Annotated in this window: 24 protein-coding genes and 1 pseudogene; 9 read left to right on the forward strand and 16 right to left on the reverse strand. The window is 68.4% G+C overall.

Translation table 11 applies throughout. From position 1 onward, the window contains the following. Window positions 1-3: 3 nt before the first annotated feature. Window positions 4-753: a UMP kinase gene (gene pyrH, locus N415_RS21665; RefSeq protein WP_066930239.1), complete on the reverse strand. Its 750-nt coding sequence runs from the start codon at window positions 751-753 to the stop codon at window positions 4-6. A 302-nt stretch (window positions 754-1,055) separates the two neighbouring features. Here pyrH and N415_RS21670 point away from each other — a divergent pair, with 302 nt between their 5' ends. Next, window positions 1,056-1,292, forward strand: coding sequence for a CsbD family protein (locus N415_RS21670; RefSeq protein WP_066930240.1), 237 nt, complete (start codon window positions 1,056-1,058; stop codon window positions 1,290-1,292). A 199-nt stretch (window positions 1,293-1,491) separates the two neighbouring features. Next, window positions 1,492-2,238, forward strand: coding sequence for a response regulator transcription factor (locus N415_RS21675; protein ID WP_068186589.1), 747 nt, complete (start codon window positions 1,492-1,494; stop codon window positions 2,236-2,238). 33 nt (window positions 2,239-2,271) lie between these two features. Here the strand turns inward: N415_RS21675 and N415_RS21680 are convergent, their stop codons facing one another. Together N415_RS21680 and N415_RS21685 are read right to left on the reverse strand one after the other, a co-directional pair. Continuing rightward, window positions 2,272-3,207 carry a lysophospholipid acyltransferase family protein gene (locus N415_RS21680; protein ID WP_081665409.1) on the reverse strand — a complete coding sequence of 312 codons (936 nt, stop codon included), beginning with the start codon at window positions 3,205-3,207 and terminating at the stop codon, window positions 2,272-2,274. Window positions 3,208-3,301: 94 nt separating this feature from the next. Then, window positions 3,302-3,859: an MPT63 family protein gene (locus tag N415_RS21685; RefSeq protein ID WP_068186591.1), complete on the reverse strand. Its 558-nt coding sequence runs from the start codon at window positions 3,857-3,859 to the stop codon at window positions 3,302-3,304. 219 nt (window positions 3,860-4,078) lie between these two features. On the opposite strand from N415_RS21685, the gene N415_RS32300 reads away from it, so the two are divergent. Both N415_RS32300 and N415_RS21690 read left to right on the forward strand, forming a co-directional pair. Continuing rightward, window positions 4,079-4,255 (forward strand): hypothetical protein, encoded by a 177-nt coding sequence (locus tag N415_RS32300; RefSeq protein WP_193376490.1) that lies wholly within the window; start codon window positions 4,079-4,081, stop codon window positions 4,253-4,255. A 32-nt stretch (window positions 4,256-4,287) separates the two neighbouring features. After that, entirely contained in the window at window positions 4,288-5,127 is an 840-nt protein-coding gene (locus N415_RS21690) for a glucose 1-dehydrogenase (RefSeq protein ID WP_068186592.1), read from the forward strand. A gap of 12 nt (window positions 5,128-5,139) precedes the next feature. On the opposite strand, the gene N415_RS21695 is transcribed toward N415_RS21690, so the two are convergent. Genes N415_RS21695 through N415_RS21705 form a run of 3 tightly spaced genes read right to left on the reverse strand, consistent with a single transcriptional unit; the run spans window position 5,140 to window position 6,424 of the window. After that, window positions 5,140-5,415, reverse strand: coding sequence for a DUF2795 domain-containing protein (locus N415_RS21695; protein WP_068186594.1), 276 nt, complete (start codon window positions 5,413-5,415; stop codon window positions 5,140-5,142). 44 nt (window positions 5,416-5,459) lie between these two features. Then, on the reverse strand, window positions 5,460-5,873 hold the full coding sequence (locus N415_RS21700; RefSeq protein WP_068186596.1) for a ChaB family protein: 414 nt from the start codon (window positions 5,871-5,873) through the stop codon (window positions 5,460-5,462). A 14-nt stretch (window positions 5,874-5,887) separates the two neighbouring features. Beyond that, entirely contained in the window at window positions 5,888-6,424 is a 537-nt protein-coding gene (locus N415_RS21705; RefSeq protein ID WP_068186598.1) for a DUF1360 domain-containing protein, read from the reverse strand. A gap of 97 nt (window positions 6,425-6,521) precedes the next feature. Here N415_RS21705 and N415_RS21710 point away from each other — a divergent pair, with 97 nt between their 5' ends. After that, window positions 6,522-6,944, forward strand: coding sequence for a MarR family transcriptional regulator (locus N415_RS21710; RefSeq protein ID WP_068186655.1), 423 nt, complete (start codon window positions 6,522-6,524; stop codon window positions 6,942-6,944). 2 nt (window positions 6,945-6,946) lie between these two features. On the opposite strand, the gene N415_RS21715 is transcribed toward N415_RS21710, so the two are convergent. From N415_RS21715 to rpsB, 3 genes are read right to left on the reverse strand one after another with little or no spacing between them, the layout of a single operon-like run. Then, window positions 6,947-8,359 carry an amidase gene (locus N415_RS21715; RefSeq protein ID WP_068186600.1) on the reverse strand — a complete coding sequence of 471 codons (1,413 nt, stop codon included), beginning with the start codon at window positions 8,357-8,359 and terminating at the stop codon, window positions 6,947-6,949. A gap of 30 nt (window positions 8,360-8,389) precedes the next feature. Next, on the reverse strand, window positions 8,390-9,208 hold the full coding sequence (gene tsf / locus N415_RS21720; RefSeq protein ID WP_068186602.1) for a translation elongation factor Ts: 819 nt from the start codon (window positions 9,206-9,208) through the stop codon (window positions 8,390-8,392). Between the two features lie 10 nt (window positions 9,209-9,218). Further along, window positions 9,219-10,064, reverse strand: a complete 846-nt coding sequence (gene rpsB, locus N415_RS21725) for a 30S ribosomal protein S2 (RefSeq protein ID WP_068103464.1) — start codon at window positions 10,062-10,064, stop codon at window positions 9,219-9,221. 196 nt (window positions 10,065-10,260) lie between these two features. Between rpsB and N415_RS21730 the strand changes: the two are divergent. Next, window positions 10,261-10,779, forward strand: a pseudogene (locus N415_RS21730) (M23 family metallopeptidase); the annotation flags it as partial. A 296-nt stretch (window positions 10,780-11,075) separates the two neighbouring features. Here N415_RS21730 and N415_RS21735 read toward each other — a convergent pair. The 3 genes from N415_RS21735 to N415_RS21745 are packed head-to-tail and all read right to left on the reverse strand — an operon-like array spanning window position 11,076 to window position 14,027. Continuing rightward, window positions 11,076-11,978: a tyrosine recombinase XerC gene (locus N415_RS21735; RefSeq protein WP_068186606.1), complete on the reverse strand. Its 903-nt coding sequence runs from the start codon at window positions 11,976-11,978 to the stop codon at window positions 11,076-11,078. A gap of 32 nt (window positions 11,979-12,010) precedes the next feature. Continuing rightward, a complete protein-coding gene (locus N415_RS21740; RefSeq protein WP_068186608.1) occupies window positions 12,011-13,174 on the reverse strand; it encodes an alpha-hydroxy-acid oxidizing protein in 1,164 nt (387 codons plus the stop codon). Between the two features lie 4 nt (window positions 13,175-13,178). After that, window positions 13,179-14,027, reverse strand: a complete 849-nt coding sequence (locus N415_RS21745) for a siderophore-interacting protein (protein WP_068186609.1) — start codon at window positions 14,025-14,027, stop codon at window positions 13,179-13,181. A gap of 105 nt (window positions 14,028-14,132) precedes the next feature. Here N415_RS21745 and N415_RS21750 point away from each other — a divergent pair, with 105 nt between their 5' ends. Next, window positions 14,133-14,951 carry an IclR family transcriptional regulator gene (locus N415_RS21750; RefSeq protein ID WP_068186611.1) on the forward strand — a complete coding sequence of 273 codons (819 nt, stop codon included), beginning with the start codon at window positions 14,133-14,135 and terminating at the stop codon, window positions 14,949-14,951. Window positions 14,952-14,966: 15 nt separating this feature from the next. Here N415_RS21750 and N415_RS21755 read toward each other — a convergent pair whose 3' ends face one another. The 4 genes from N415_RS21755 to N415_RS21770 all read right to left on the reverse strand — a co-directional run bounded on the left by N415_RS21755 (window position 14,967) and on the right by N415_RS21770 (window position 19,041). Then, the gene (locus tag N415_RS21755; protein ID WP_068186657.1) at window positions 14,967-16,172 is read right to left on the reverse strand and encodes a PPE family protein; all 1,206 of its coding nucleotides are present in this window, start codon (window positions 16,170-16,172) and stop codon (window positions 14,967-14,969) included. Window positions 16,173-16,181: 9 nt separating this feature from the next. Beyond that, a complete protein-coding gene (locus tag N415_RS21760) occupies window positions 16,182-16,481 on the reverse strand; it encodes a PE family protein (protein ID WP_068186613.1) in 300 nt (99 codons plus the stop codon). Window positions 16,482-16,544: 63 nt separating this feature from the next. Then, window positions 16,545-17,633, reverse strand: a complete 1,089-nt coding sequence (locus N415_RS21765) for a PPE family protein (protein WP_068186615.1) — start codon at window positions 17,631-17,633, stop codon at window positions 16,545-16,547. A 34-nt stretch (window positions 17,634-17,667) separates the two neighbouring features. Continuing rightward, window positions 17,668-19,041: an MFS transporter gene (locus N415_RS21770; RefSeq protein WP_193376491.1), complete on the reverse strand. Its 1,374-nt coding sequence runs from the start codon at window positions 19,039-19,041 to the stop codon at window positions 17,668-17,670. 160 nt (window positions 19,042-19,201) lie between these two features. Here N415_RS21770 and N415_RS21775 point away from each other — a divergent pair, with 160 nt between their 5' ends. Both N415_RS21775 and N415_RS21780 read left to right on the forward strand, forming a co-directional pair. Continuing rightward, window positions 19,202-20,422, forward strand: coding sequence for a CoA transferase (locus N415_RS21775; RefSeq protein ID WP_068186617.1), 1,221 nt, complete (start codon window positions 19,202-19,204; stop codon window positions 20,420-20,422). Continuing rightward, a complete protein-coding gene (locus N415_RS21780; protein ID WP_068186619.1) occupies window positions 20,419-21,351 on the forward strand; it encodes a hydroxymethylglutaryl-CoA lyase in 933 nt (310 codons plus the stop codon). The genes N415_RS21775 and N415_RS21780 overlap by 4 nt, the downstream gene beginning before the upstream one ends. Window positions 21,352-21,355 lie beyond the last annotated feature (4 nt).

Genomic DNA, 21,355 nt, shown 5'->3' on the forward strand with positions numbered 1-21,355 from the left:
CCCTCAGGTCGTAACCAGCGTTCCGATCTTCTCACCAGCGACCGCACGAGCGATATTCCCATTGGTCAGCAGGTTGAACACCAGGATCGGCATGCCATTGTCCATGCACAGGCTGAACGCCGTGGCATCGGCCACGCGCAGCCCGCGGTCGATGACCTCGCGATGGCTGATCGCGGTGATCAGCTCGGCCTCGGGGTGGTGCCGCGGGTCGGCCGAGAAGACGCCGTCCACCGCCTTGGCCATCAACACCACCTCGGCGCCGATCTCCAGCGCCCGCTGCGCGGCCGTGGTGTCCGTGGAGAAGTACGGCAGGCCCATGCCGGCCCCGAAGATCACCACGCGGCCCTTCTCCAGGTGGCGCACGGCGCGCAGCGGCAGGTAGGGCTCGGCGACCTGGCCCATGGTGATCGCCGTCTGGACCCGCGTGACGATGCCCTCCTTTTCCAGGAAGTCCTGCAGGGCGAGGCTGTTCATGACGGTGCCGAGCATGCCCATGTAGTCCGACCGGGTGCGCTCCATGCCCCGCTGCTGAAGCTGCGCGCCGCGGAAGAAGTTCCCGCCGCCGATCACCACCGCGACCTGGACGCCGCCGCGGACGACCTCGGCGATCTGGCGGGCGACCTGCGCCACCACGTCGGGATCCAACCCGACCTGGCCGCCGCCGAACATTTCACCGCCGAGCTTGAGCAATACTCTCGAATACTTGGATCGGCTCTCCGGCTGGCCGGAAGCCCCGTTCGTCGGCTCCGTCATCAGACTCCTCGCATGAGAGTGCCATCCCGGGGCGAACTCATCCGGAACGGCATTTCACATCCTGCCTCATCGCAGCACAATGTTGCGCCGGCGGGGTGCATTATCTGCGCAGTTGGCGATTTCCTTCCGGTGTCGGATGTTTGAGCGAGCGGTGGGTCGGGGAATCCGCACCAACGCGGGGGGCGATCTACGGTCTTGAGAATAAGGGCCAAGCCTCGCCGTGTGACGGGGCCGATCGCTTGGGCGGTCGGCGTTGAGCGGGAATCGCTCAACCACGCACGCCAATGAGGAGGAACAGATCCATGGCGGACAACAAATCGGGACCTGCCGAAGCCGTTAAGGGCGTCGTTGAGGACGTCAAAGGCAAGGCCAAGGAAGCAGTCGGCGCGGTGACCGGTCGGGACGACCTCACGCGCGAGGGCGAGGCCCAGCAGGACAAGGCGGAAGCCCAGCGCGACGCGGCGAAGAAGGAAGCGCAAGCGGAGGCCGCACGCGGCGGCGCCGAGGCGGCCGAAGAGCGTCAGAAGGCCAACCAGTAGCTTGTCGCTGCAATGGGTCCGGTCCGTGAAAACGGGCCGGACCCATTGACTTTCCCGGGGCAGATTGTTGATCCTGTGCACACGCGCAATAAACTTCTGCATAGTTGACTCTGAATCGGGTACTCAGCGCTGCGCTGGCAGACATCTCGCCGTGAGGTGCCTACGGGTGGGGGGCGATGACAAACTCGCGAGTTTGGAGATGTCTTTGGAAGTTCTACTGCTCACCGACGCAGACGATTTCGAATCGGCCCTGTCCACGCTGAGGTCGTTCACCCAAACCGTGCGGCGCGCCCCGCTTTCCGGCCACATCGACGGGCACCACGGCAACGCCGACGTCGCGATCATCGACGCGCGCACCGATCTCGACGCGGCCAGGGCGGCCTGCCGGCGCCTGACGGCCGACGCACCATCCATCGCGGTGGTGGCCGTGGTGACATCGGCGGACTTCGTGGCGGTGGACGTGGATTGGCATTTCGACGACGTGCTGCTGCCCGCCGCCGGGGCCGACGAACTGCAGGCTCGGCTGCGGCTGGCAATTGCGCGGCGGCGCAGCGCGATGGACGGCAGCCTGAAATTCGGCGACCTGGTGCTGCACCCGGCCAGCTTCACCGGCACGCTGAACGGCCAGGACCTGGCCCTGACGCTGACCGAGTTCAAGTTGTTGAATTTCCTTGTGCAGCATGCCGGCCGGGCGTTCACCCGCACCCGGCTGATGCACGAGGTGTGGGGTTACGACTGCAACGGCCGCGTCCGCACGGTCGACGTTCACGTGCGGCGGCTGCGCGCCAAGCTCGGTGCGGAGCACGAATCGATGATCGACACCGTCCGCGGCGTCGGCTACATGGCGCCAACACCGCCGCAACCGCAGTGGATTCTCAGCGGCTCGACGCTGACCCCGGTCTGGACGTCGACGGCGCGGCCCGCGTCGGATCCGGTCACTCAATAGCGTTGCCGCGCCGCGGCTTTCGCTTCTTACCAATCAGGCAAACAGCGGTAATGCCCGCTTACGCGCCAGCGCGTCCATGCCGTCCTGGATGGCGTCTTCGACCTCGTGGTACTTGCGGTCGACGTACTCGTCGTCGTCGGCGCGGGAGGGATCGTGGTCGAGCTCGACGGCGGGCATGAAGCGGGTCCGGATCTTGGCCGGCAGTGGCAATTGGGGCAGCGCCGCCGGGGCGATCCCCCACGGCAGCGAGACCGCCAGCGGGAAAACCTTGAGCCGCAGCACGCGGTCGAGTTTGAGCGCCTTGGACAGCCGGTCGCCGCGGATCAGCACCGGCATCGCATCGGCGCCGCCGACGGTCGCGATCGGCACGATGGGCACCCCGGCGCGAATCGCCATTTTCACGAAGCCCTTTCGGCCCGCGAGGTTGGCGCAATCCCGTTCACGCCACGGGCGCAGTGAGTCCACTTCCCCGCCGGGCCACAGCGCCACGTCGCGACCCTCCGCCAACGCCGTGGCGATCGCGTCCGGCGCGGCCGGCAGCACGCCCATGCACCGGAAGTACCGCCCAAAGAGCGGGATGGCCATCAACGCGTCGTGCGCCGTGCCGTGCAGGGGGCGGTCCTGGCCGAAGCGCCGCCACCATTGCAGGCCGACGGTCCAGGCGTCCCAGACGAACGGGGCACCCGAGTGGATGCCCACCAACAGGGCAGGCGGCTCGGGGATGTTCTCCCAGCCGTCGATCTCCATGCGGAACCAGTAGTCCACCAGTACATTCCAGAAAAACTTCTGGCGCTGCAACGTGGCTTCGTCCTGGCCGCTGAGGTCCCATTGCCCGGCGCGCTTGGCCAGCCAGCCGCTGATGCCGCCGTCCTGCCGGCTGCGCCGCTCGTCCATGGTCACCCGCGCCCGCCGGGCGTGGAGCTTCGCCTGCGCACGTACTTCCGCTGGTCTGTGATCGGGGTTACTCATGGATTTCGCATACCCGATTCCGGCGCGCGGGACTCCCGTGTACGCAGATCTCCCCGCGCTATCGGGGTAGCGCGGGGAGATGTTTGCAACCGGATCAGGTGTGCGGCGCCGGGGCGGGCGGTTGGCCCGGAGCCGGAGTCGCGTTCGGCGGGACACCGGGGGCCGCGCCGCCAGGCACGTTCGACGTCCAAATCAGGATGTCCTGCAATCCGTCGTTGTAGACGACGCCGTTCGGGGGCGCGCCGGTCACGTCAAAGTACAACGTGCCGGTCGACTCTTGGCCTTGCGGGATCGGCGCAGGGTTCAGGCTGCCTGGGGCGCCAGGCTTGTCGATCAGCTTGTACGTCTGACCGTTGGGCCCGCGGGCGCTGAAGTCCTTGACCATCGGGGTAACGATCCCGGCGTCGGACCTGGCCGTGATGTCGGCCTGGTACAGCGTTCCCTTGGGGGTGTAGCCGGGAATCGAAACGTTGCTCGGCTGCAGGTTGCTCACCGTGTAATTGGTGATCATGGGCCCGTCGACGAGTTGTTCGCTGGTGCCGAACCCCTGGATGTTGGGCGCAGCGGAGGCGGTTCCCGCCGCCAACAGGGCTGCGGCAGCTATCCCGCCGGCAGCAATGCCACTCTTTAGGGCCGTTGTGGTGACCTTCATGGTTTTCCTTTCGTGTCGAACACCCACGCAGGGCGATACCCACTGGGCTCCGCATAACCCTTTGCTCCCGGCGCTAAACACAAATGAATCGCGCCGCAGCGCTTTTCGCGCCACAGAATTCACATAAGCATCATTGGTTGCCGATTCTCGGTGATTATTCGCGGCGGCAAGGGGTAGCCGCAGCTTACGAACTCACCTGCCAACCCGAGGGGGCCGCCGATGGAACGCGGGAACGCCAAGCACAGTCCACGCGAAGACGACGAACTGAAGCACGAGCTCAGCGGGACGGTGCAGGGCAATCGGTCCAGCCGGGCGGAGGAATGGCGCGATCCCGAGCCGCCGGCCGACGACGATCCGGACATTCCCGCGGCCGGGCCCGCAACCCGCGAATCGTAAAACTCACCTAGATCACGAAAGGGGAAGTGGCGATGGGCTTTCCGGCTCAGCAACAAACCGCTCCCGGCATTCAGGCACAAATGAAGCCCATTCCGGACTGTGGCGAAAACAGCTACCGGGGCTCGGGAAAGCTCACCGGCAAAAAGGCGATCATCACCGGCGGCGATAGCGGCATCGGCCGCGCGGTCGCCATCGCGTTTGCCCGCGAAGGCGCCGACGTGCTGATCTCCTACCTCAACGAGGACGACGACGCCCGCGACGTGGCTCGCTACGTCGAAGACGCGGGCCGCAAGTGCGTGCTGGTCCCCGGCGACCTGTCCGACCCGGCCCACTGCCGCGCCGTCGTAGACCGGACGGTGAAAGAATTCGGCGGCGTCGACATCCTCGTCAACAACGCCGCCTACCAGATGATGCACAAGGACCTCGAAGAGATCAGCGACGAGGAGTGGGACTACACCTTCCGGCTCAACGTCGGCGCGTACTTCTACCTCGTCAAGGCGGCGCTGCCGCACATGCGCCCCGGCTCGTCGGTCATCGGGAGTTCCTCGGTCAACTCAGATACACCCAACCCCACCCTGGCGCCCTACGCGGCGACCAAGGCGGCGATCGCCAACTTTTCGGCCAGCCTGGCACAGCTGTTGGGCGACAAGGGAATCCGTGTCAACAGCGTGGCCCCCGGCCCGATCTGGACGCCGCTGATCCCGTCGACGATGCCCCCGGACAGCGTGGAATCCTTCGGGGAGAACGTGCCGTTGGGGCGCGCCGGCCAGCCGGCCGAGCTGGCGCCCGTCTACGTGCTGCTGGCCTCCGACGACGCGAGTTACATCTCCGGGGCACGGGTGGCGGTGACGGGCGGCCGGCCGATTCTGTAGCGCCAAAGGCGTTCAGGAGTACCGGTTTTCGCCCAATTCCTCAACGATAGGGCTATCGGCGCCGGGCTTTCCGGCGCCATCGCTGTCCCCTTCGTCGGCGATGGTCACCGAAGACGCGACCTGGGCCACGTTGTTGTAGGTCTCGGGCGGGATCCCGCGCAGGGCGCGGACGGTGTCGTCGTCGCAGCCGTTGCGGTCTGCGGCGTCGAGCAAGTCTTGCTTGTTGGCCGGAAAGTCCACGTCGTTGAGGCACTTTCGGAGTTCACTGCGGGTAGTAGACGCGACCATGGCTCTCGGGATGCCCAGCGAATGCCGGCCTAAACGCGCCGAATTCAGCGGCCGCGCACCCGCCGGTTCTCTTTCTTGATCGCGTCGACGAGCTCCGACTTGCTCATCGTCGAGCGGCCGCGCACGTCGAGCCGGCGCGCGACGTCGAGCAGGTGCTTCTTGCTGGCGTTGGCGTCAACGCCCTCGGCCGAGCGGCCGGTGTTACGCGGGCCGCCGCCCTCGGCCAGCTCGTCCGACGGGCCCTTCTGCTCTTTGGGCTCCCAGTGGTCGCCGACCTTTTCGAAGCTGTGCTTGAGCGCCGAGTACGCCACCCGGTGGGCGCGCTCCTCGTCGCCGTATTCGTCGGCCGCCGAATCGTGGGCTTTCGCGAACGTGCGTTGCGCTTTGGCGTTGGAACGGCGCAGGGTGCTGGGCAATTCGCTCTTCTTCGGCGCGCCGCCCTTCGTGGTCTTGGGCATCGGTCCTCCTCGTGTCAGCCCTCGGTGATCTGCTGTGCCTTGGCGTACGCGAGCTGCAGGAAGTCCGCGCCCGCCAGGGCGGTGAAGGTTCCCGCGATCAGGCGGGTCAACCTGGGCGCGAAGATCAGCCCGATGACGAACGCGGTGGCCACCCACATGTCGAGGCAGAAGGGGCAGGTCAACAGCTCACCGAGGCTGTGGCGCAGCGCGCTGCCGTGCCGGGTTTCCTCCATCACCTCGGCCGGGCCGCCCGTACCCGCGTAGTGCGCGAAGGGCGCCCGCAACGGGCTGGTGACCGCGTCCTTGGAAATCGTGCGCGACAACTTGTGGGTGCCGATTGTGACGGTGACGAGGTCCTGCAGGCTCCAGCGCTGCGGCAGCCTGCGTCCGGTGGCCGCGGCCAAAACGCCCGTGAGCGCGACCAACAGGCCGTAGATGCCCAGGACCACCGAGTAGCCCTCGAGCGGTCGGGGGTTGTCCCCGCGGTACGCGTCGGCCTCGCGTCGCGCGCGTTCGGCCATGCGTTCGGTAACTTCGGTTGCTTCGCCCATGGGCGTGGGTTACCCCTTTGCGGCCGGGGAAATCACGACGGGGCCGCACCGGCCAACGTGCGCGGCGGCGTGCCCGGGATATGTCAAGATCGCTGACATGGGTGGTCAGGTTGAAGACGCTCCGCTCGGTTACCTGCTGTACCGGGTGGGAGCGGTGTTGCGGCCGGAGGTTTCCGCGGTGCTCGGTCCGCTGGGCCTGACGCTGCCCGAATTCGTTTGCATGCGCATCCTTTCGATGAATCCGGGCATGTCCAGCGCGGAATTGTCCCGGCACACCAACGTCACACCCCAGGCGATGAACACCGTGCTGCGCGGGCTGCAGGACGTTGGCGCGGTGGAACGGCCGGCTTCGGTTTCCTCGGGGCGCGCGTTACCGGCCACCCTGACGGTTCAGGGCCGGGCGCTGCTGAAGCGCGCGGAAGCCGCGGTGCGGACCGCCGACGCCCGGGTGCTGAGCAAGCTGACCGAGGCGCAGCGGCGCGAGTTCAAGCGCACGCTCGAAAAGCTCGGATCCGACTAACTTCAAGCCTGGATTCGGGCCCACGGCCGGGCTTCTTCGAGCTCGTAGGCCAGCTCCAGCAGCAGCGATTCCTGCCCGAGGTCGGCCGAGAGCATCATGCCCACCGGCATGCCGTCGGCGGATTGCGCCAGCGGCAGCGAGATCGCCGGCTCGCCGGTGACGTTTTGCAGCGGGGTGAACGAGACCCAGTCGATCAGCCGCTCGATGACCTGGTGGTAGTCGGTGGGTGCCAGATGCCCGATGCGGGGCGTCTCGTCGGCGAGGGTGGGCGTGAGCACCGCGTCGTGGGTGCCGAAGAACCGCGCGGTACGCCGCCGGGCCCGGCGCAGGCGCATGATCGCCAGCGGCAGCCGGTGCAGGTTGCGGGTGCAGTGCCGCTCCAGGCCCAGGGTCAGGCTGTCCAGCCGTGTGCGGTCGAACGTCTTGCCGAACATCCGTGGGCCGCCCCGGACCTGCGCCAGCGCCAGGAACCCCCAATACAGCACGAAGTCGTCGACGAAGCTGGCCGCGACCGGCGGCTCGTCGATGTGTTCCACGCGGTGGCCCAGCTCCTCGAGGAGCGCGGCCGACTTGAGCGTCAGCTCCCGCACCTGCGGGCTGCTCTCGCGTTGCACCGATCGGGTCAGCACGGCGATTCGCAGCCGCTGCCGGCCGGGCCCGGTCACGTCGCCGACCGGTGCCAGCTTGTGGTTGCGCCAGGCGCGCTCGGCCTCGCGGTAGAACGCCGCCGTGTCGCGCACCGACCGCGTCACCACGCCGTTGGCGACGACGCCCACGGGCATCCGGCGCAGGTGCGCGTCCAGCGGCAACCGGCCGCGCGACGGCTTCAGCCCGACCAGCCCGTTGCAGGCCGCCGGTATGCGGATCGAGCCGCCGCCGTCGTTGGCGTGCGCGATCGGCACCACTCCTGCGGCGACGAACGCGCCGGATCCCGACGACGAGGCGCCCGCGCTGTAGTCGGTGTCCCACGGGTTGCGGACCGGGCCGAGCCGCGGGTGTTCGGCGGACGCGCTGAAGCCGAACTCCGACAACTGCGTCTTGCCGACGGGCAACAGCCCGGTGTCCAGGAACACCCGGGTGAATTCGCCGTCGGAGGTGGCGTTCCACGGCGTCCACGCGTCGGTGCCGTGCATCGTCGGCTGGCCCGCGATGTCGATGTTGTCCTTGATGAACGTCGGGACGCCTTCGAAAAACCGCGAGAAGCCGTCCGGCGGGTCGGCCGACGCAGCGGCGCGCGCCTGGTCGAACGCCGCGTACGCCAGGCCGTTGAGCGCCGGGTCGACGGCCTCGGTGCGGGCGATGGCGGCCTCGATGACCTCGGCTCTGCCGACCGAGCCGGCCCTTAGGGCGTCGGCCAGGCCGACCGCGTCGAGATCACCGAGGGCATCGTCGCCGAAAGCGTGCACGCGTCGCATGACACGACGCTAGCCGCTCGAGCTTTGCGGTTAAGCCTGGCCCACCTCGAAGCGAACGAACCGCGTCACCGTCACGCCGGCCTCGTCGAGCAGGGCCTTGACGGTCTTCTTGTTGTCGGACACCGACGGCTGCTCGAGCAGCACCGCGTCCTTGAAGAAGCCGTTGAGCCGGCCCTCGACGATCTTGGGCAGCGCCTGCTCCGGCTTGCCCTCGGCCTTGGCGGTCTCCTCGGCGATGCGGCGCTCGCTGGCCACGACGTCCTCGGGCACGTCGTCGCGGGACAGGTAGCGCGCCTTGAGCGCGGCGATCTGCAGCGCGACGGCGTGCGCGGCCTCCTGGCCGTCGGCGCCGCTGTATTCAACCAGCACGCCGACCGCCGGCGGCAGGTCCGCCGCGCGCTTGTGCAGGTAGGTCTCGACGGTGCCGTCGAAGAACGCCACGCGGCGCAGCTCGAGCTTCTCGCCGATCTTGGCCGACAGGTCGGCGATGGCCTGCTCGACCGTCGTCGCCCCGGTGCTGGCCGCTTTCAGGGCGTCGACGTCGGTGGCCTTGGACTCGGCCGCCGCCGCGACGATCTCGTCCGCGAGCTTCTGGAACTCGGCGTTCTTGGCGACGAAGTCGGTCTCGGAGTTGAGTTCGATGAGCGCCCCGCCCTTGGCCGCGACCAGGCCTTCGGCCGTGGCCCGCTCGGCGCGCTTGCCGACGTCCTTGGCGCCCTTGATCCGCAGCGCCTCGACGGCCTTGTCGAAGTCGCCGTCGGTCTCGGCCAGCGCGTTCTTGCAGTCCAACATGCCGGCGCCGGTGAGCTCGCGAAGCCGCTTGACGTCGGCGGCGGTGAAGTTCGCCATATCAACCTTCCTATGAGGTTTCAGGGGTTGTTTCGGGTGCGCCTCCAGCGGCGTCGGTGGTGGCTGTGGTGGTCGCCGTCGTGGTCGCCGAGGCCAGCAGCTCCTGCTCCCATTCCGCCAGCGGCTCGGCCGACTCCGCCTCGGGCTTGCCGTCGCCGCGGCCCAGCCCGGCGCGGGCCTGCAGGCCCTCGGCGACCGCGGAGGCGATCACCTTGGTCAGCAGCGCGGCCGAGCGGATCGCGTCGTCGTTGCCCGGGATCGGGTAGTCCACCTCATCGGGGTCGCAGTTGGTGTCCAGGATCGCGATGACCGGGATCCCCAGCTTGCGGGCCTCGCCGACGGCGATGTGCTCCTTGTTGGTGTCGACGACCCAGATCGCGGACGGCACCTTGTTCATGTCGCGGATGCCGCCGAGGCTGCGCTCCAGCTTGTTCTTCTCCCGGGTCAGGCCCAGGATCTCCTTCTTGGTGCGGCCCTCGAAGCCGCCGGTCTGCTCCATCGCCTCCAGCTCCTTGAGGCGCTGCAGCCGCTTGTGCACCGTGGAGAAGTTGGTGAGCATGCCGCCCAGCCAGCGCTGGTTGACGTAGGGCATGCCGACGCGGGTCGCCTCGGCCGCGACCGATTCCTGCGCCTGCTTCTTGGTGCCGACGAACAGCACCGACCCACCGTGGGCGACGGTCTCCTTGACGAACTCGTACGCCTTGTCGATGAAGGTCAGCGTCTGCTGCAGGTCGATGATGTAGATGCCGTTGCGGTCGGTGAAGATGAACCGCTTCATCTTGGGATTCCAGCGACGGGTCTGATGCCCGAAGTGGGTGCCGCTGTCAAGCAGCTGCTTCATTGTTACGACAGCCATTGCCGCCATTCCTTAGTTGTCGGTTGTCGCCCGGCATCGGGTGAGGCCGGGCCCTGGCGCCTGCTGAGATGTCGAACCCTTACTCGGGACCGCTCGACATCCGGTTGTCGCGCAGACACGCGAAGTCAGCCCGTTTACACGGACCGCGGAAAGGAGTTTACACGGTTCAGCCAGGTGCTTTTGTCCACAGCGCTGGCTGGCCGGATCGGCGGCGGGGCGCTCAACTGATGCGGTGCGGTGGGTGGCGCTGGTGCTGATGCTCGGGCTGGTCAGCGCGGTGCCCGCAGTCGCCGACGATGTGCGGCTGGACTGGCCGCTGCGGCCGCCCCCGGCGGTGGCCCGCGGATTCGACGCGCCGTCACCCAACTGGAATCCCGGTCACCGCGGTATCGACCTGCCCGGCTCACCCGGCCAGCCGGTGTACGCCGCCGGCGCGGCGACCGTGGTGTTCGCCGGGGTGCTGGCCGGCCGGCCGGTGGTGTCGCTGGCCCATCCCGGCGGCCTGCGCACCAGCTACGAGCCGGTCCGGGCGGCCGTGCGGGTGGGCCAAGCGGTGACGGCCGAGACCGTGATCGGCTCGCTGGTGGCCGGGCACGCCGGCTGCCCGGCAGCGGCGTGCCTGCACTGGGGCGCGATGTGGGGTCCGGCATCGGGCGCCGACTATGTCGACCCGCTCGGGCTGCTGCAGTCCACACCGATCCGGCTGAAGCCGCTCGAGGGCTGAGACGGGGGTTTTGCGTGTGCACCCACGGCTTTGCGTGTGCGATCAGGGCGGCCCGCCTCGGCGTGTCGTCGCCCGAGGTTCACACGCGACGCCGTCGATTCACACTCAAAATCGCCTAGGTAACAATTATCTCACTGGCAACTTCAGTCTCCGCCGGAAGGCGGCACACTTTGTGTCCGCCTCACAGCGACTCGGGTTGAACCGCCCGAGGAGCGAGGGTGTCGCTGTGAGGCGGACACGTCGGGTGCCGCCAGCTCTAGAGACTGGTGGGACGCATGTGACGAGCCTCACGCCCGCGGATGGGCCTGGTCGTGCACCGCCCGCAATCGCGAGACCGCGACATGGGTGTAGAGCTGGGTCGTCGCCAGGCTGGAGTGGCCGAGCAATTCCTGGACGACGCGCAGGTCGGCCCCGCCCTCGAGCAGGTGGGTGGCCGCGCTGTGGCGCAGGCCGTGGGGTCCCATGTCGGGCGCGCCGTCGACCGCGGCGACGGTCTGGTGCACGACGGTGCGCGCCTGCCGTACGTCGAGCCGCCGGCCGCGCGCGCCCAGCAGCAGCGCCGGCCCCGACTCGGCGGTCACCAGCGCGGGTCGCCCGTCGGCCAGCCACGCGTCCAGCGCCTCGGCGGCCGGCGCGCCGAACGGCGCGCTGCGCTGCTTGTTGCCCTTGCCGAGCACCCGCACCAGCCGATGCCGGGTGTCCACGTCGTCGACGTCCAGGCCGCACAGCTCGCTCACCCGAATGCCGGTGGCGTACAGCAACTCGACGATCAGGCGGTCCCGCAGGGCCAGCGGATCCCCTTGCTGGGCACCGGATTTCGCGGCCGTCATGGCCCGCAGGGCCTGGTCCTGGCGCAGCACCGACGGCAGGGTGCGGTGCGCCTTGGGCACCTGCAGCCGGACCGCGGGGTCCGCGGTGAGCAGGCCGCGGCGGACCGCCCAGGCGGTGAACGCCTTGACCGCCGAGGTGCGGCGGGCCAGCGTGGTGCGGGCAGCGCCGGCACCGGCGGCCGAGGCCAGCCAGGCCCGCAGGACGGGCAGGCTCAGACTGTCGACGCCCTCCCCGTTTTGAGGCCCGTCGAGGAACGCGAACAGCGAGCGCAGGTCGCCCAGGTACGCCCGGCGGGTGTGCACCGAGCGGTTGCATTGCAGCTTCAGGTACTCGTCGAACTCGTCGAGGATCGCCTCCACGCCCTTACCGTCGCAGGCGCCGGGGGCTGGGCTCAGGTGGCGCGCCGGAGCGTTTCCGGGGTGAGATCTTTCAGCGTGGGATAGCCGTCGACGGCCATGATCAGGTCGGCCTCGGCGAGCATGGTGCGCAGCACGTGCACGATGCCGTTGACGCCGCCCAAAGCCAGGCCGTAGGCGTACGGGCGGCCGATGCCGACCGCGGTGGCCCCCAGCGCGAGGGCCTTGATGACGTCGGCGCCGCTGCGGATGCCCGAGTCGAACAGCACGGGCAGCCCGCCGGCCGCCTCGACCACCCCGGGCAGGCAGTCGATCGCGGGCAGGCCGCCGTTGGCCTGTCGGCCACCGTGGTTGGAGCAGTAGATGCCGTCGACGCCGCCGTCCCGGGCGCGCCGGGCGTCGTCGGGATGGCAGATCCCCTTCACCAGCAGCGGCAGGTCGGTCAGCGAGCGCAGCCAGGGCAGGTCGTCCCACGTCAGCGCGTTTCCGAACAGCTGTATCCAGCGCAGCACCGCGCCCTGCGGGTCCTCCTCCGGCGGCCGCGGCAGGCCCGCGCGGAACACCGGGTCGCTGGTGTAGTTGGCCAGGCAGTGCCCGCGCAGCTGGGGAAAGTTCGACGTGCTCAGGTCGCGCGGGCGCCACCCCGTGACCCAGGTGTCGAGGGTGACGACGATGCCCTTGAAACCGGCCGCCTCGGCGCGGTGCACCAGGCTGGCCGCCACCTCCCGGTCGGTCGGTGTGTAGAGCTGGAAGAAGCCGGGCGTGTCGCCGAATGCGGCGGCGACGTCTTCCATCGGGTCGACCGTCAACGTCGACGCCACCATCGGCACGCCGGTGGCCGCGGCCGCGCGCGCGGTGGCCAGGTCGCCGTGGCCGTCCTGCGCGCAGATGCCGATGACCCCGATGGGCGCCATGAAGACCGGCGACGGCAGGGTCAGGCCGAACAGCTCGACGGACAGGTCGCGCTGGGCGGCGCCGACGAACATGCGCGGGATGAGGCCCCAGCCTTCAAAGGCGGTGCAGTTGGCCCGCTGCGTGCGCTCGTCACCGGCCCCGCCGGCGACGTAGGACCAGACCGACGGCGGCAGCGCGGCGGCGGCCTTCGCCTCCAACTCGGAGAACACCATCGGGAACGGCGGCACCACCCCGGCCAGGCCCTGCAGGTAGATCTCGTTCTGGTAGTCCCCGAAATGAGCCATGGCGCTAGGACCCGGCCTCGGCCTGGGCCAGTTCCTTCTTCCACTGCCGGAACGTCTCCTCGGTGCGGCCGCGCCGCCAGTAACCCGAGATCGACGACGCCCACTTCGCGTCCACGCCGCGCTCCTTGCGGATGTAGGGCCGCAGGTTGTGCATGACGGTTTGCGCCTCGCCGTGGATGAACACGTGCACCTGCCCGGGCAGCCACTGCGCGGTGGTGACCGCCTCGATCAGCGGCGCGAAATCACCCGCGCGATCCTCGGGCACCAGATCGGCGCGCCCGCCGCGGTAGACCCAGCTCACCTCGACGTTTTCCGGTGCCCTCAGCGGGATCTCGTCTTCCTGGCCGGCGACCTCGATGAACGCCTTGCCAACGGCGTTGGGGGGCAACGCTTCCAGCGCCGTGGCGATGGCAGGAAGGGCCGACTCGTCGCCGGCCAGCAGGTGCCAATCGGCGGCGGGGTCGGGGGTGTAGGCGCCCCCCGGGCCCATCAGATAGATCGGCTGACCGGGTTGGGCCGAGGCGGCCCAGGCGCCCGCGATCCCATGCTCGCCGTGCACGACGATGTCGACCGTGAGTTCGCCGGCGGCGACGTCGACGTCGCGCACCGTCATCGTCCGCACCGACGGCTTCTTCTCCGGGGGCAGGTCGGCGAAGCTGTCCAGGGTCAACGGCTGCGGCAGCGCCGCCATATCGACGTCGTCGGGGACAAAGGCCAACTTGACATACGAATCGGTGAATTTGCTCGGGGCGAAGGTGTCGAAGTGACTGCTGCCCAGCACGACCCGAACCATGTGCCGGGTGAGCTGCTCGGTGCGGGTTACTTCGAAGCTTTGCAGAGGTCGACCTGCCACTTATCCTCCTGTTTCGGACCCGACCCCCCGTCGACTATACGGACCCCAAGTGCGCAGTTTGCCGGTTAGGCCGTGCCGCGAATCCGATACCGGGACAATGAGGGAATGACTGAGGCCGAGGGCTTGCCAATCCCGCCGTTGGCGCCGTCGTCGCGGCCGTTGTCGCCGGGCATCAAGCCGCTGCTGGTCTTGGTGAAGATCCGCGGCATCATGGACGCGTTCACGTTGTCCGAGCCGGAGCTGACCCTGGGCGAGATCCGTGCGCGGACCGGCTATCCGACGTCGACAGTGCAGCGGCTCGTGGCCAACCTGGTATCCGAGGAGTTCCTCGACCGGGTGGGCGACCGCTATCGGATCGGGGCCCGGGTCGCCTACTGGGCGGCTCCCGTCGCCAGCGGCATGGACATTCTGGACGCGGTGTCGCCGGCGCTGGAATCGCTGCGCGACGCCAGCGGGGAGACGGCCTGCTTCTTCCGCCGGGAGGGCCCGTTCCGGGTGTGTGTCGCCATTGCGGAGACGCGCCATGCGATCCGACGCGAGATGCACGTCGGCAAGGTCGTGCCCCTGTACGTCGGATCGGCCGGTCGCGTGTTGATGGCCTGGGACGACGAGGCGCTGGAGGAGGTGCTCGCTTCGGGCCTTTCCCCGTTTACCGATGAGACGATCACCGATCCAGAGTTGTTGCGCGCCAAGGTGGAAGAGACCAGGCGCATGGGCTTCGCCGTAACCTCCGGGGAACGCGACGAGGGTGCGACGGGTGTGGCGGCGCCGGTGTTCGACTCGCGCGGCCGGGTGGCCGGCGCCCTGATGATCAGTGGCCCCAGTTTCCGTCTGCCCCATGAGCGCGCGGAGCTGTGGGCCGAAAACGTGGTCGGGGCAGCCGATCAGGTGACGCGGACGCTCGGCGGCCGTCTCCCCTACTGAGGCGGCGCGAGGCCGCTACCCGGCGGCCGGTGGGCGGGGCATGACGGTAAGGCGCATGCCGTATCGGGGTCCCCTGCCGGCGCCTCCGTCACCTGTCCCGGCCCCGGCCAGCGGCATGCCGCCGAAGACGTTCCCCGCCCGTGCGTCCGGGGCTTCCCTGATATTGCTGACCGGCATGATCGTCCCGTGGTGTGGCTCCGCCAGCGTGCCCCAGACCGGCGGGACCGACAACCGACCGACGGAGGCCGCGTTGCCCAACGCTCCGGTAACCGAAGCACCGCCATGGGCCAACCCCAACCCGAGTGGCGGGACGATGACCGCCGGTGGTGCCGCCGCCGGGGCGGCCGCGCTCGCAGCACCGCCAAACGAGCCCGCGGTTTTCGCGATCGTCATAAAGGTGTTGGCGATGCCGGCGGAGAAGAAGGGCAGGCCCTCGGTGTTGTAGAACGTGGTGGAAAACGGCGCGTAGAAGGTGAAGATGTCACCCAGGTATCCCACCAAACCCGAGGAGAGCGCGGCTTTTACCGGATCCGCGGGAGGGGCCGCCGATTCGGCGGCCTGCATACCGGTGGACAGCTTTCCCAGCGTCGAGGTGATCGTGCTCATGGCATTGCGCAACGTGTTTTGCGCCGTGCCCGCCGACGTACCAGTCGCCGCGGTGACAGAGGCGGCCTGCTGGGCCATACCGGCGGGGTTGGTCGTGTGGGGTGCCGAGGCAAACGGTTTGACCGCCGAGACGCTCGCCGATCGGCCCGCATAGTTGTACATCGTGGCCGAGTCGGTTGCCCACATTTCCCCGTACTGGGCCTCCAAAGCCGCTATCGCCGCGGTGTTTTGGCCCAGCACGTTGGTGGACAGCAGCTGGGCCAGACTGACACGGTTGGCCGCGATCACGGGCGGCGGCACGATCGTGGCAAGCGCCGTTTCGAACGCCGTCACAGCGGACATGGCTTGACTGGCCGCATGCTCGGCCGCAGCGGCAGTGGTTCTCATCCATTCCACATAAGGGGTGACGGCCTGCGCCATCGATGCCGAGGCAGGCCCTAACCACTCCTCGCCGGACAACGTGTTCACCACCCTGTCGTAGGCTATGGCAGCCGAATTCAGCTCAGCGGCAAGGGCATTCCACCCAGAAGCCGCCCCCATCATCGATGTTGAGCCCGGACCCGCATACAACAGCCCCGAGTTGATCTCCGGTGGTAACGCCCCAAAGTCGAGCATCACGACCCCTTAACCCGCCGCGATCGCATTGGCCGCCTCAGTGGCCGCATACGATCCCGAGCTGAAATCCAATGCGTTGACGAACATCTCGTGAATAGCCATGGCTTGTGCACTCACCTGCTGATACAGCTGTGCATGGGCCGCAAACTGCGCCGCGGTGAGTATCGACACTTGGTCCGTGGCCGCGGGCATCACCCCCGTCGTCGGCGCCGCCGCCGCCACGTTCTGAGCCGCAAGCGCAGAGCCGATGGCCCGCAATGCACCAGCCGCCGCCGCCAACGCCTCTGGTTGCGCAGTAACAAAGGACATACGATCTCCTTCCCCAATAACCTTCCAGTTCAATCAATCTCGACGGTCTGCCGCACCATGGCGTTATCCGGCCGATGGTGGACGAGTAGTAAAGCGCGGGCGAAATCCGTATTCGCGGGGCGGCCAGCCGCCGCGGTCACGTCGGCCGCGAGCCGGCGGTAGTTGGCGAAGCAGTGCCTCCGGTCCGTCCGGCGGCCCGCCGGCACCCTCGTTGCCGATCCCCCGGACGAGGGGCTCCTGTGCTGCATTCGGTGCCGACTCGGCCCAGCTCGGTGGAACCGAAAGCGAACCGATCTTGGTTGACGAAGCCAAGTTTGCCGAGAACAGCCCACTGCCGAGGTTGGCGGGCGCCGTGAGGGCGGGCGGCGCGGATAGGCCCGCGGCCGCCGCGCCGGCGGCATGCTCAGGCCAGAGCGCGCCCATATGCGAGAAGATCAGGGAACCCACATAGATCATCGGCCAATAGATCACGTCCAGGGGACTGAACAGCAGTCCTTTTATCTGGGCGGCCGCGGTATTGACCAGGTTGTTGATCGCTGCCTGCGTCGCCGACGGTCCGCCTGTCCCCGTCGCCGCGGCCACGGCCTGAGCGACCGCGGCTTGCTGTTGAGCCAGTCCGGCTTGATCGGTGGTCTGGGTCGGCTCGGTGAACGGGGCCAATTGCGAAGCCGTCGCCGCGGAATCTGCATAGGTGTACATCGCGACGGCGTCTTGGGCCCACATTTCGGCATATTGGACCTCGGTTGCCGCGATCGCCGGAGTGTTCTGGCCGAAGAAGTTCGTCGCGACAAGCAACGCCAGCAACGCGCGGTTTGCGGCGATCACGGTCGGGGGAACCGTCATCGCGAAAGCGGCCTCATAAGCGGCCGCGGTGGCGCTGGCCTGCGTGCCCGCCTCGTCGGCCAATGCGGCGGCGGCGCTCAACCAAGCGACGAACGGAGCGACACCGGCCACCATCAACTGCGATGCCGCGCCGAGCCACTGCGAGGTGGTCAACTCGGCAGTCACCGACGCGTAGCCGGACGCGCTCGCGCTCAACTCGGCCGCCAGGCCGTGCCAGGCCGCCGCCGCGGCCATCATCGGCCCCGAACCCGGCCCCGCATACATCCGGCCCGAATTGATCTCCGGCGGAAGCGCCCCGAAATCGAACACCTTTACTCCTCAGCCGTTTTGACCGTGTCCGCTATCAGGCCGGGTTGATCTCCTCGAGGCTGCGCCGCGACGTGCGCGGCCCCAGCGTGAGGACCGCGACTACGACGACGACGAGCGCCATCGCCACCACGGTGAACATCGCTGCCGCGCCATAGGTGTCGAGGACGGGGATCAGGATGAACGGCGAGGCGCCGCTGGAAAGCCGCGACAAGGAATAGGTCCACCCAACTGCCGTGGCGCGCACGGCCGTTGGAAATATCTCGGCCTGGTAGACGTGATACACGTTCGAGAAGACGTTGCCCGTCGCGGTGGTGAGAAACCCGAACACCACGATCAACGGCACCGACGATTGCGTCGCGAACATCAGGCCGAACGCGGCGATCGCCACCGTCGCGCCGACGAGCAGGAACTTGCGTTCGAATCGCGCCATCAACGGGATCGAAAGCGCGGACCCGATCGGGTACCCGAGGAACGACAGCGCGCTGAAGAACATCGACGAGGTGACGTCGTAGCCGCGACTGACCAGGACCAGCGCCGCAAGCGTGCCGAAGCCGTAGTAACCGAACGTCTGAAATAAGTGGAACACGATCAGCATTGCCAATCGGCGGTTGTAGGGCGCACGCCGCAGGCGGCCCAGCGCGGGCCGGGTTCGGTCAGGCTCGGCCACCGCGAGCCCGGTATTGATCGGCTGCGCGGGCACTTTCGACCCGGCCGCGAACTTGTCCAGCTCCCGCTGCGCCTCGTCGATCCGGCCGACGTCAGCGAGCCAGCGCGGCGACTCGGGTAGCCAACGGTTCAGGACGAAGACGATCACGGCGCCCAGGCCACCGATGGCCAGAAGCCAGCGCCAGCCCGCGATGCCGAGCGGCGAATGTTGGGTCAACCACATCGCGAGGAAGCCGGCGAACGGTACGGCGAGGAACGAGCAGGTGTAGGCGTAGGACGCCAGTCGGCCCCGGCGTTCCTTGGGCAGCACGTCGGCGAGGTAGGAGTCGGCCACGGGGTATTCGGCGCCCACCCCCACGCCGGCCAGGAAACGGGCGCCCACCAGCAGGGCCGGAGAGGGCGCGAACGCGCCCAGGAGTGAGAACACCGAGAACCAGGTCAGGCCCAGCAGGAACGCCTTGCGCCGGCCGATCCGGTCCGCCAATCGCCCGAAAAACGCTGCGCCGAAAAACATTCCGACGAAGGCCGACGCCAGTACCAGGTTGAGTTCGGTGCCGCGGAGACCGAAGTCGTGGCGAAGCGCGGTGCTCATGGTGCTGGCCAGGAAGATCTCGTACATCTCGAAGAACAGGCCGAGTCCGACGACGACGATCGCCTTGCGGTGCACGGTCCCCACCGGCATTTGATCCAGTTGCTGGCCCGCGGAGGTCGTGCTGGCCGGCATGGTTGGTGATGTTGTCATTCCTGCTCCCGTAGTCGCGCTTCGGCCTACTTCGTAATCCGTAACTTGCAATGTGAGTTTCACGACATGTCGTGACTGTAGCGGCTCTCGTCACACCTGTGAAGACCTCTTTGCCATATTGTGGGTTCTGATGCACGATGTGGGTACGAGAGGAGATTCGATGGACAGGTTCAACGGCGGACCGCTCGACGGCGTGCGCGTCCTTGAGCTGGGCAATTACATCGCCGCCCCGACGGGTTCGCGGCTGTTGGCCGATTTCGGCGCCGAGGTCATCAAGGTCGAAAAGCCCGGAACCGGTGACGAATTGCGCACGTGGCGCCTCTACTCGGGCACCACATCGATGCTTTTTCACACGATCAACCGCAACAAGAAGTCCGTCGTGCTGGACCTAAAGACCGAGCCGGGGCAGGCGGCGGTGCGCGAACTGGCCCGCTCCTGCGACATCGTGATGGAGAACTTCCGCCCGGGCACGCTGGAACGGTGGGGCATCGGCCCAGCCGAGCTGAGCGCGGCGAACCCGGACCTGATCATCGTGCGGGTCTCGGCCTACGGACAGACCGGACCGCGGGCCCACGAACCGGGCTTCGCCGCCGTCGCCGAGGCGATGGCCGGCCTACGCGGGCTGACCGGCGAGCCGGATCGTCCGCCGGCTCGGGTGGGCGTGTCCATCGGCGATTCGATCGCCGGTATCTACGCCGCGGTCGGCGCACTCCTGGCCCTGCATCAGCGCCAGAAGGACCGCGCGGCAGGGCGATCCACGTCGCTGCCCGACCGCACCGTGGACGTCGCGCTCACCGAGTCGATCTTCTCGGTGATGGAGTCGTTGCTCCCGGAGTACGACGCCTACCAAGTCACCCGAACCCGGACCGGGGGCCGCATGGAGGGCATCGCCCCGTCGAACGCCTACCGGTGCGGCGACGGCCGCTGGGTCGTGATCGCCGGCAACGGGGACGCGATCTACCGCCGGTTCATGGGCGTGATCGGCCGACCGGACCTGGCCTACGATCCGCGACTGGCCAACAACACCCAACGCTGGCAGGCCCGCGACGAGCTCGACGAGGCGATCGGCGCGTGGACCGCGACGCTGCCCGCCGGCGAGGTGCTCGCCGCGCTCGCGGCCGCGTCGGTTCCCGCGGGCCCCATTAACACCGCCGCGGAGATCAAGTCCGACGAGCAGTTCCTGGCGCGCGGCATGATCCAGCGCCTCCCGGTCTCGACCGGCACCGAGATCCTGCCGGATGTGGCGTTCCCCGGCATCGTTCCGCGCATCGGCGACGCCGCGCGCGCGATCGCGAGCCTGGGACCCGAGCTCGGCGCCCACACCGAGGAGATACTCGGCGCCCTCTCCGCGGATCGAGAGGTCAAGGAGCTCATCGGATGACGACCTCGGTACACCTGCGCGACGTGACCCTGCGCGACGGCTTGCAGCTCACCGGCAAGCCGCTCGAGACCGCCCGCAAGGTCGAGTTGGCGCGCCTGCTGTTGAACGTGGGCGTGGACGCGGTGGAAATTGGTGCGATGGCGCGACCCGACTTGGTGCCGCCGATGGCCAACACGCTGGACGTCATCGCGGCGCTGAATCCCGAAGAGCTGCAACGCTGCTGGGTCTGGGCGGCTACGCCGCGGGGCATCCTTCGAGCGATCGAGGCCGGGGCCCGCAACTTCCAGTACTGCCTATCGGTCAGCGATCAGCACAACATGGCCAACGTCGGGCGCACCACCGCCGACAGCATGGCCGCCCTACCGGATGTGATCGACCACGTCACGATCGCGGGCGGTCAGTTGGAATTGACCTTGGCAACCGCCTTCACCTGCCCCTACAGCGGCGCCATCGACCCACGGCGCGTCCTCGACCTGATCACCGACGACCGGGCGGCGGCCATCTCGAGCGTCGTGCTGTGCGACACGCTGGGCCACGCCACGCCGAATCAGGTGCGCCGCTTGGTCGGCCGGGTCCGCGCCGTCGCGCCCGACCACGAGATCGTCTTCCACGGGCACGACACCTGGGGCATGGGGGTCGCCAACAGCCTCGCCGCCATCCAGGCCGGCGCCACGATGGTCGACGGGGCGCTCGGTGGTCTCGGCGGGTGCCCTTTCGCCCCGGGGGCGAGCGGCAACACCCCCACCGAGGACCTGCTGTACGCGCTGCAACCCAGCTGGCTGACCCCGAGGGCGTTCGCCGACATCGTCCGCGCCGGGGAACGGGTGCTGGCCGTGCTCGGCGAGCCGAACCGCTCCAAGGCCGCCCAAGGGGCGCGGTCCACCGCCCATGCGCTGGAATGGCTGATCGGCGAGCCGATTTCGGCCTGACCCG

The organism is Mycobacterium sp. UM_CSW, assembly GCF_000455205.1.
Taxonomy (GTDB): Bacteria; Actinomycetota; Actinomycetes; order Mycobacteriales; family Mycobacteriaceae; genus Mycobacterium.

What these genes read in the sequence shown, in the direction of transcription:
- pyrH (WP_066930239.1), bottom strand. Translation starts at nt 753, where the DNA reads ATGACGGAGCCGACGAACGGGGCTTCCGGCCAGCCGGAGAGCCGATCC.
- N415_RS21670 (WP_066930240.1), top strand. Translation starts at nt 1,056, where the DNA reads ATGGCGGACAACAAATCGGGACCTGCCGAAGCCGTTAAGGGCGTCGTT.
- N415_RS21675 (WP_068186589.1), top strand. Translation starts at nt 1,492, where the DNA reads ATGTCTTTGGAAGTTCTACTGCTCACCGACGCAGACGATTTCGAATCG.
- N415_RS21680 (WP_081665409.1), bottom strand. Translation starts at nt 3,207, where the DNA reads ATGAGTAACCCCGATCACAGACCAGCGGAAGTACGTGCGCAGGCGAAG.
- N415_RS21685 (WP_068186591.1), bottom strand. Translation starts at nt 3,859, where the DNA reads ATGAAGGTCACCACAACGGCCCTAAAGAGTGGCATTGCTGCCGGCGGG.
- N415_RS32300 (WP_193376490.1), top strand. Translation starts at nt 4,079, where the DNA reads ATGGAACGCGGGAACGCCAAGCACAGTCCACGCGAAGACGACGAACTG.
- N415_RS21690 (WP_068186592.1), top strand. Translation starts at nt 4,288, where the DNA reads ATGGGCTTTCCGGCTCAGCAACAAACCGCTCCCGGCATTCAGGCACAA.
- N415_RS21695 (WP_068186594.1), bottom strand. Translation starts at nt 5,415, where the DNA reads ATGGTCGCGTCTACTACCCGCAGTGAACTCCGAAAGTGCCTCAACGAC.
- N415_RS21700 (WP_068186596.1), bottom strand. Translation starts at nt 5,873, where the DNA reads ATGCCCAAGACCACGAAGGGCGGCGCGCCGAAGAAGAGCGAATTGCCC.
- N415_RS21705 (WP_068186598.1), bottom strand. Translation starts at nt 6,424, where the DNA reads ATGGGCGAAGCAACCGAAGTTACCGAACGCATGGCCGAACGCGCGCGA.
- N415_RS21710 (WP_068186655.1), top strand. Translation starts at nt 6,522, where the DNA reads ATGGGTGGTCAGGTTGAAGACGCTCCGCTCGGTTACCTGCTGTACCGG.
- N415_RS21715 (WP_068186600.1), bottom strand. Translation starts at nt 8,359, where the DNA reads ATGCGACGCGTGCACGCTTTCGGCGACGATGCCCTCGGTGATCTCGAC.
- tsf (WP_068186602.1), bottom strand. Translation starts at nt 9,208, where the DNA reads ATGGCGAACTTCACCGCCGCCGACGTCAAGCGGCTTCGCGAGCTCACC.
- rpsB (WP_068103464.1), bottom strand. Translation starts at nt 10,064, where the DNA reads ATGGCTGTCGTAACAATGAAGCAGCTGCTTGACAGCGGCACCCACTTC.
- N415_RS21740 (WP_068186608.1), bottom strand. Translation starts at nt 13,174, where the DNA reads ATGGCTCATTTCGGGGACTACCAGAACGAGATCTACCTGCAGGGCCTG.
- N415_RS21750 (WP_068186611.1), top strand. Translation starts at nt 14,133, where the DNA reads ATGACTGAGGCCGAGGGCTTGCCAATCCCGCCGTTGGCGCCGTCGTCG.
- N415_RS21755 (WP_068186657.1), bottom strand. Translation starts at nt 16,172, where the DNA reads ATGCTCGACTTTGGGGCGTTACCACCGGAGATCAACTCGGGGCTGTTG.
- N415_RS21760 (WP_068186613.1), bottom strand. Translation starts at nt 16,481, where the DNA reads ATGTCCTTTGTTACTGCGCAACCAGAGGCGTTGGCGGCGGCGGCTGGT.
- N415_RS21770 (WP_193376491.1), bottom strand. Translation starts at nt 19,041, where the DNA reads ATGACAACATCACCAACCATGCCGGCCAGCACGACCTCCGCGGGCCAG.
- N415_RS21775 (WP_068186617.1), top strand. Translation starts at nt 19,202, where the DNA reads ATGGACAGGTTCAACGGCGGACCGCTCGACGGCGTGCGCGTCCTTGAG.
- N415_RS21780 (WP_068186619.1), top strand. Translation starts at nt 20,419, where the DNA reads ATGACGACCTCGGTACACCTGCGCGACGTGACCCTGCGCGACGGCTTG.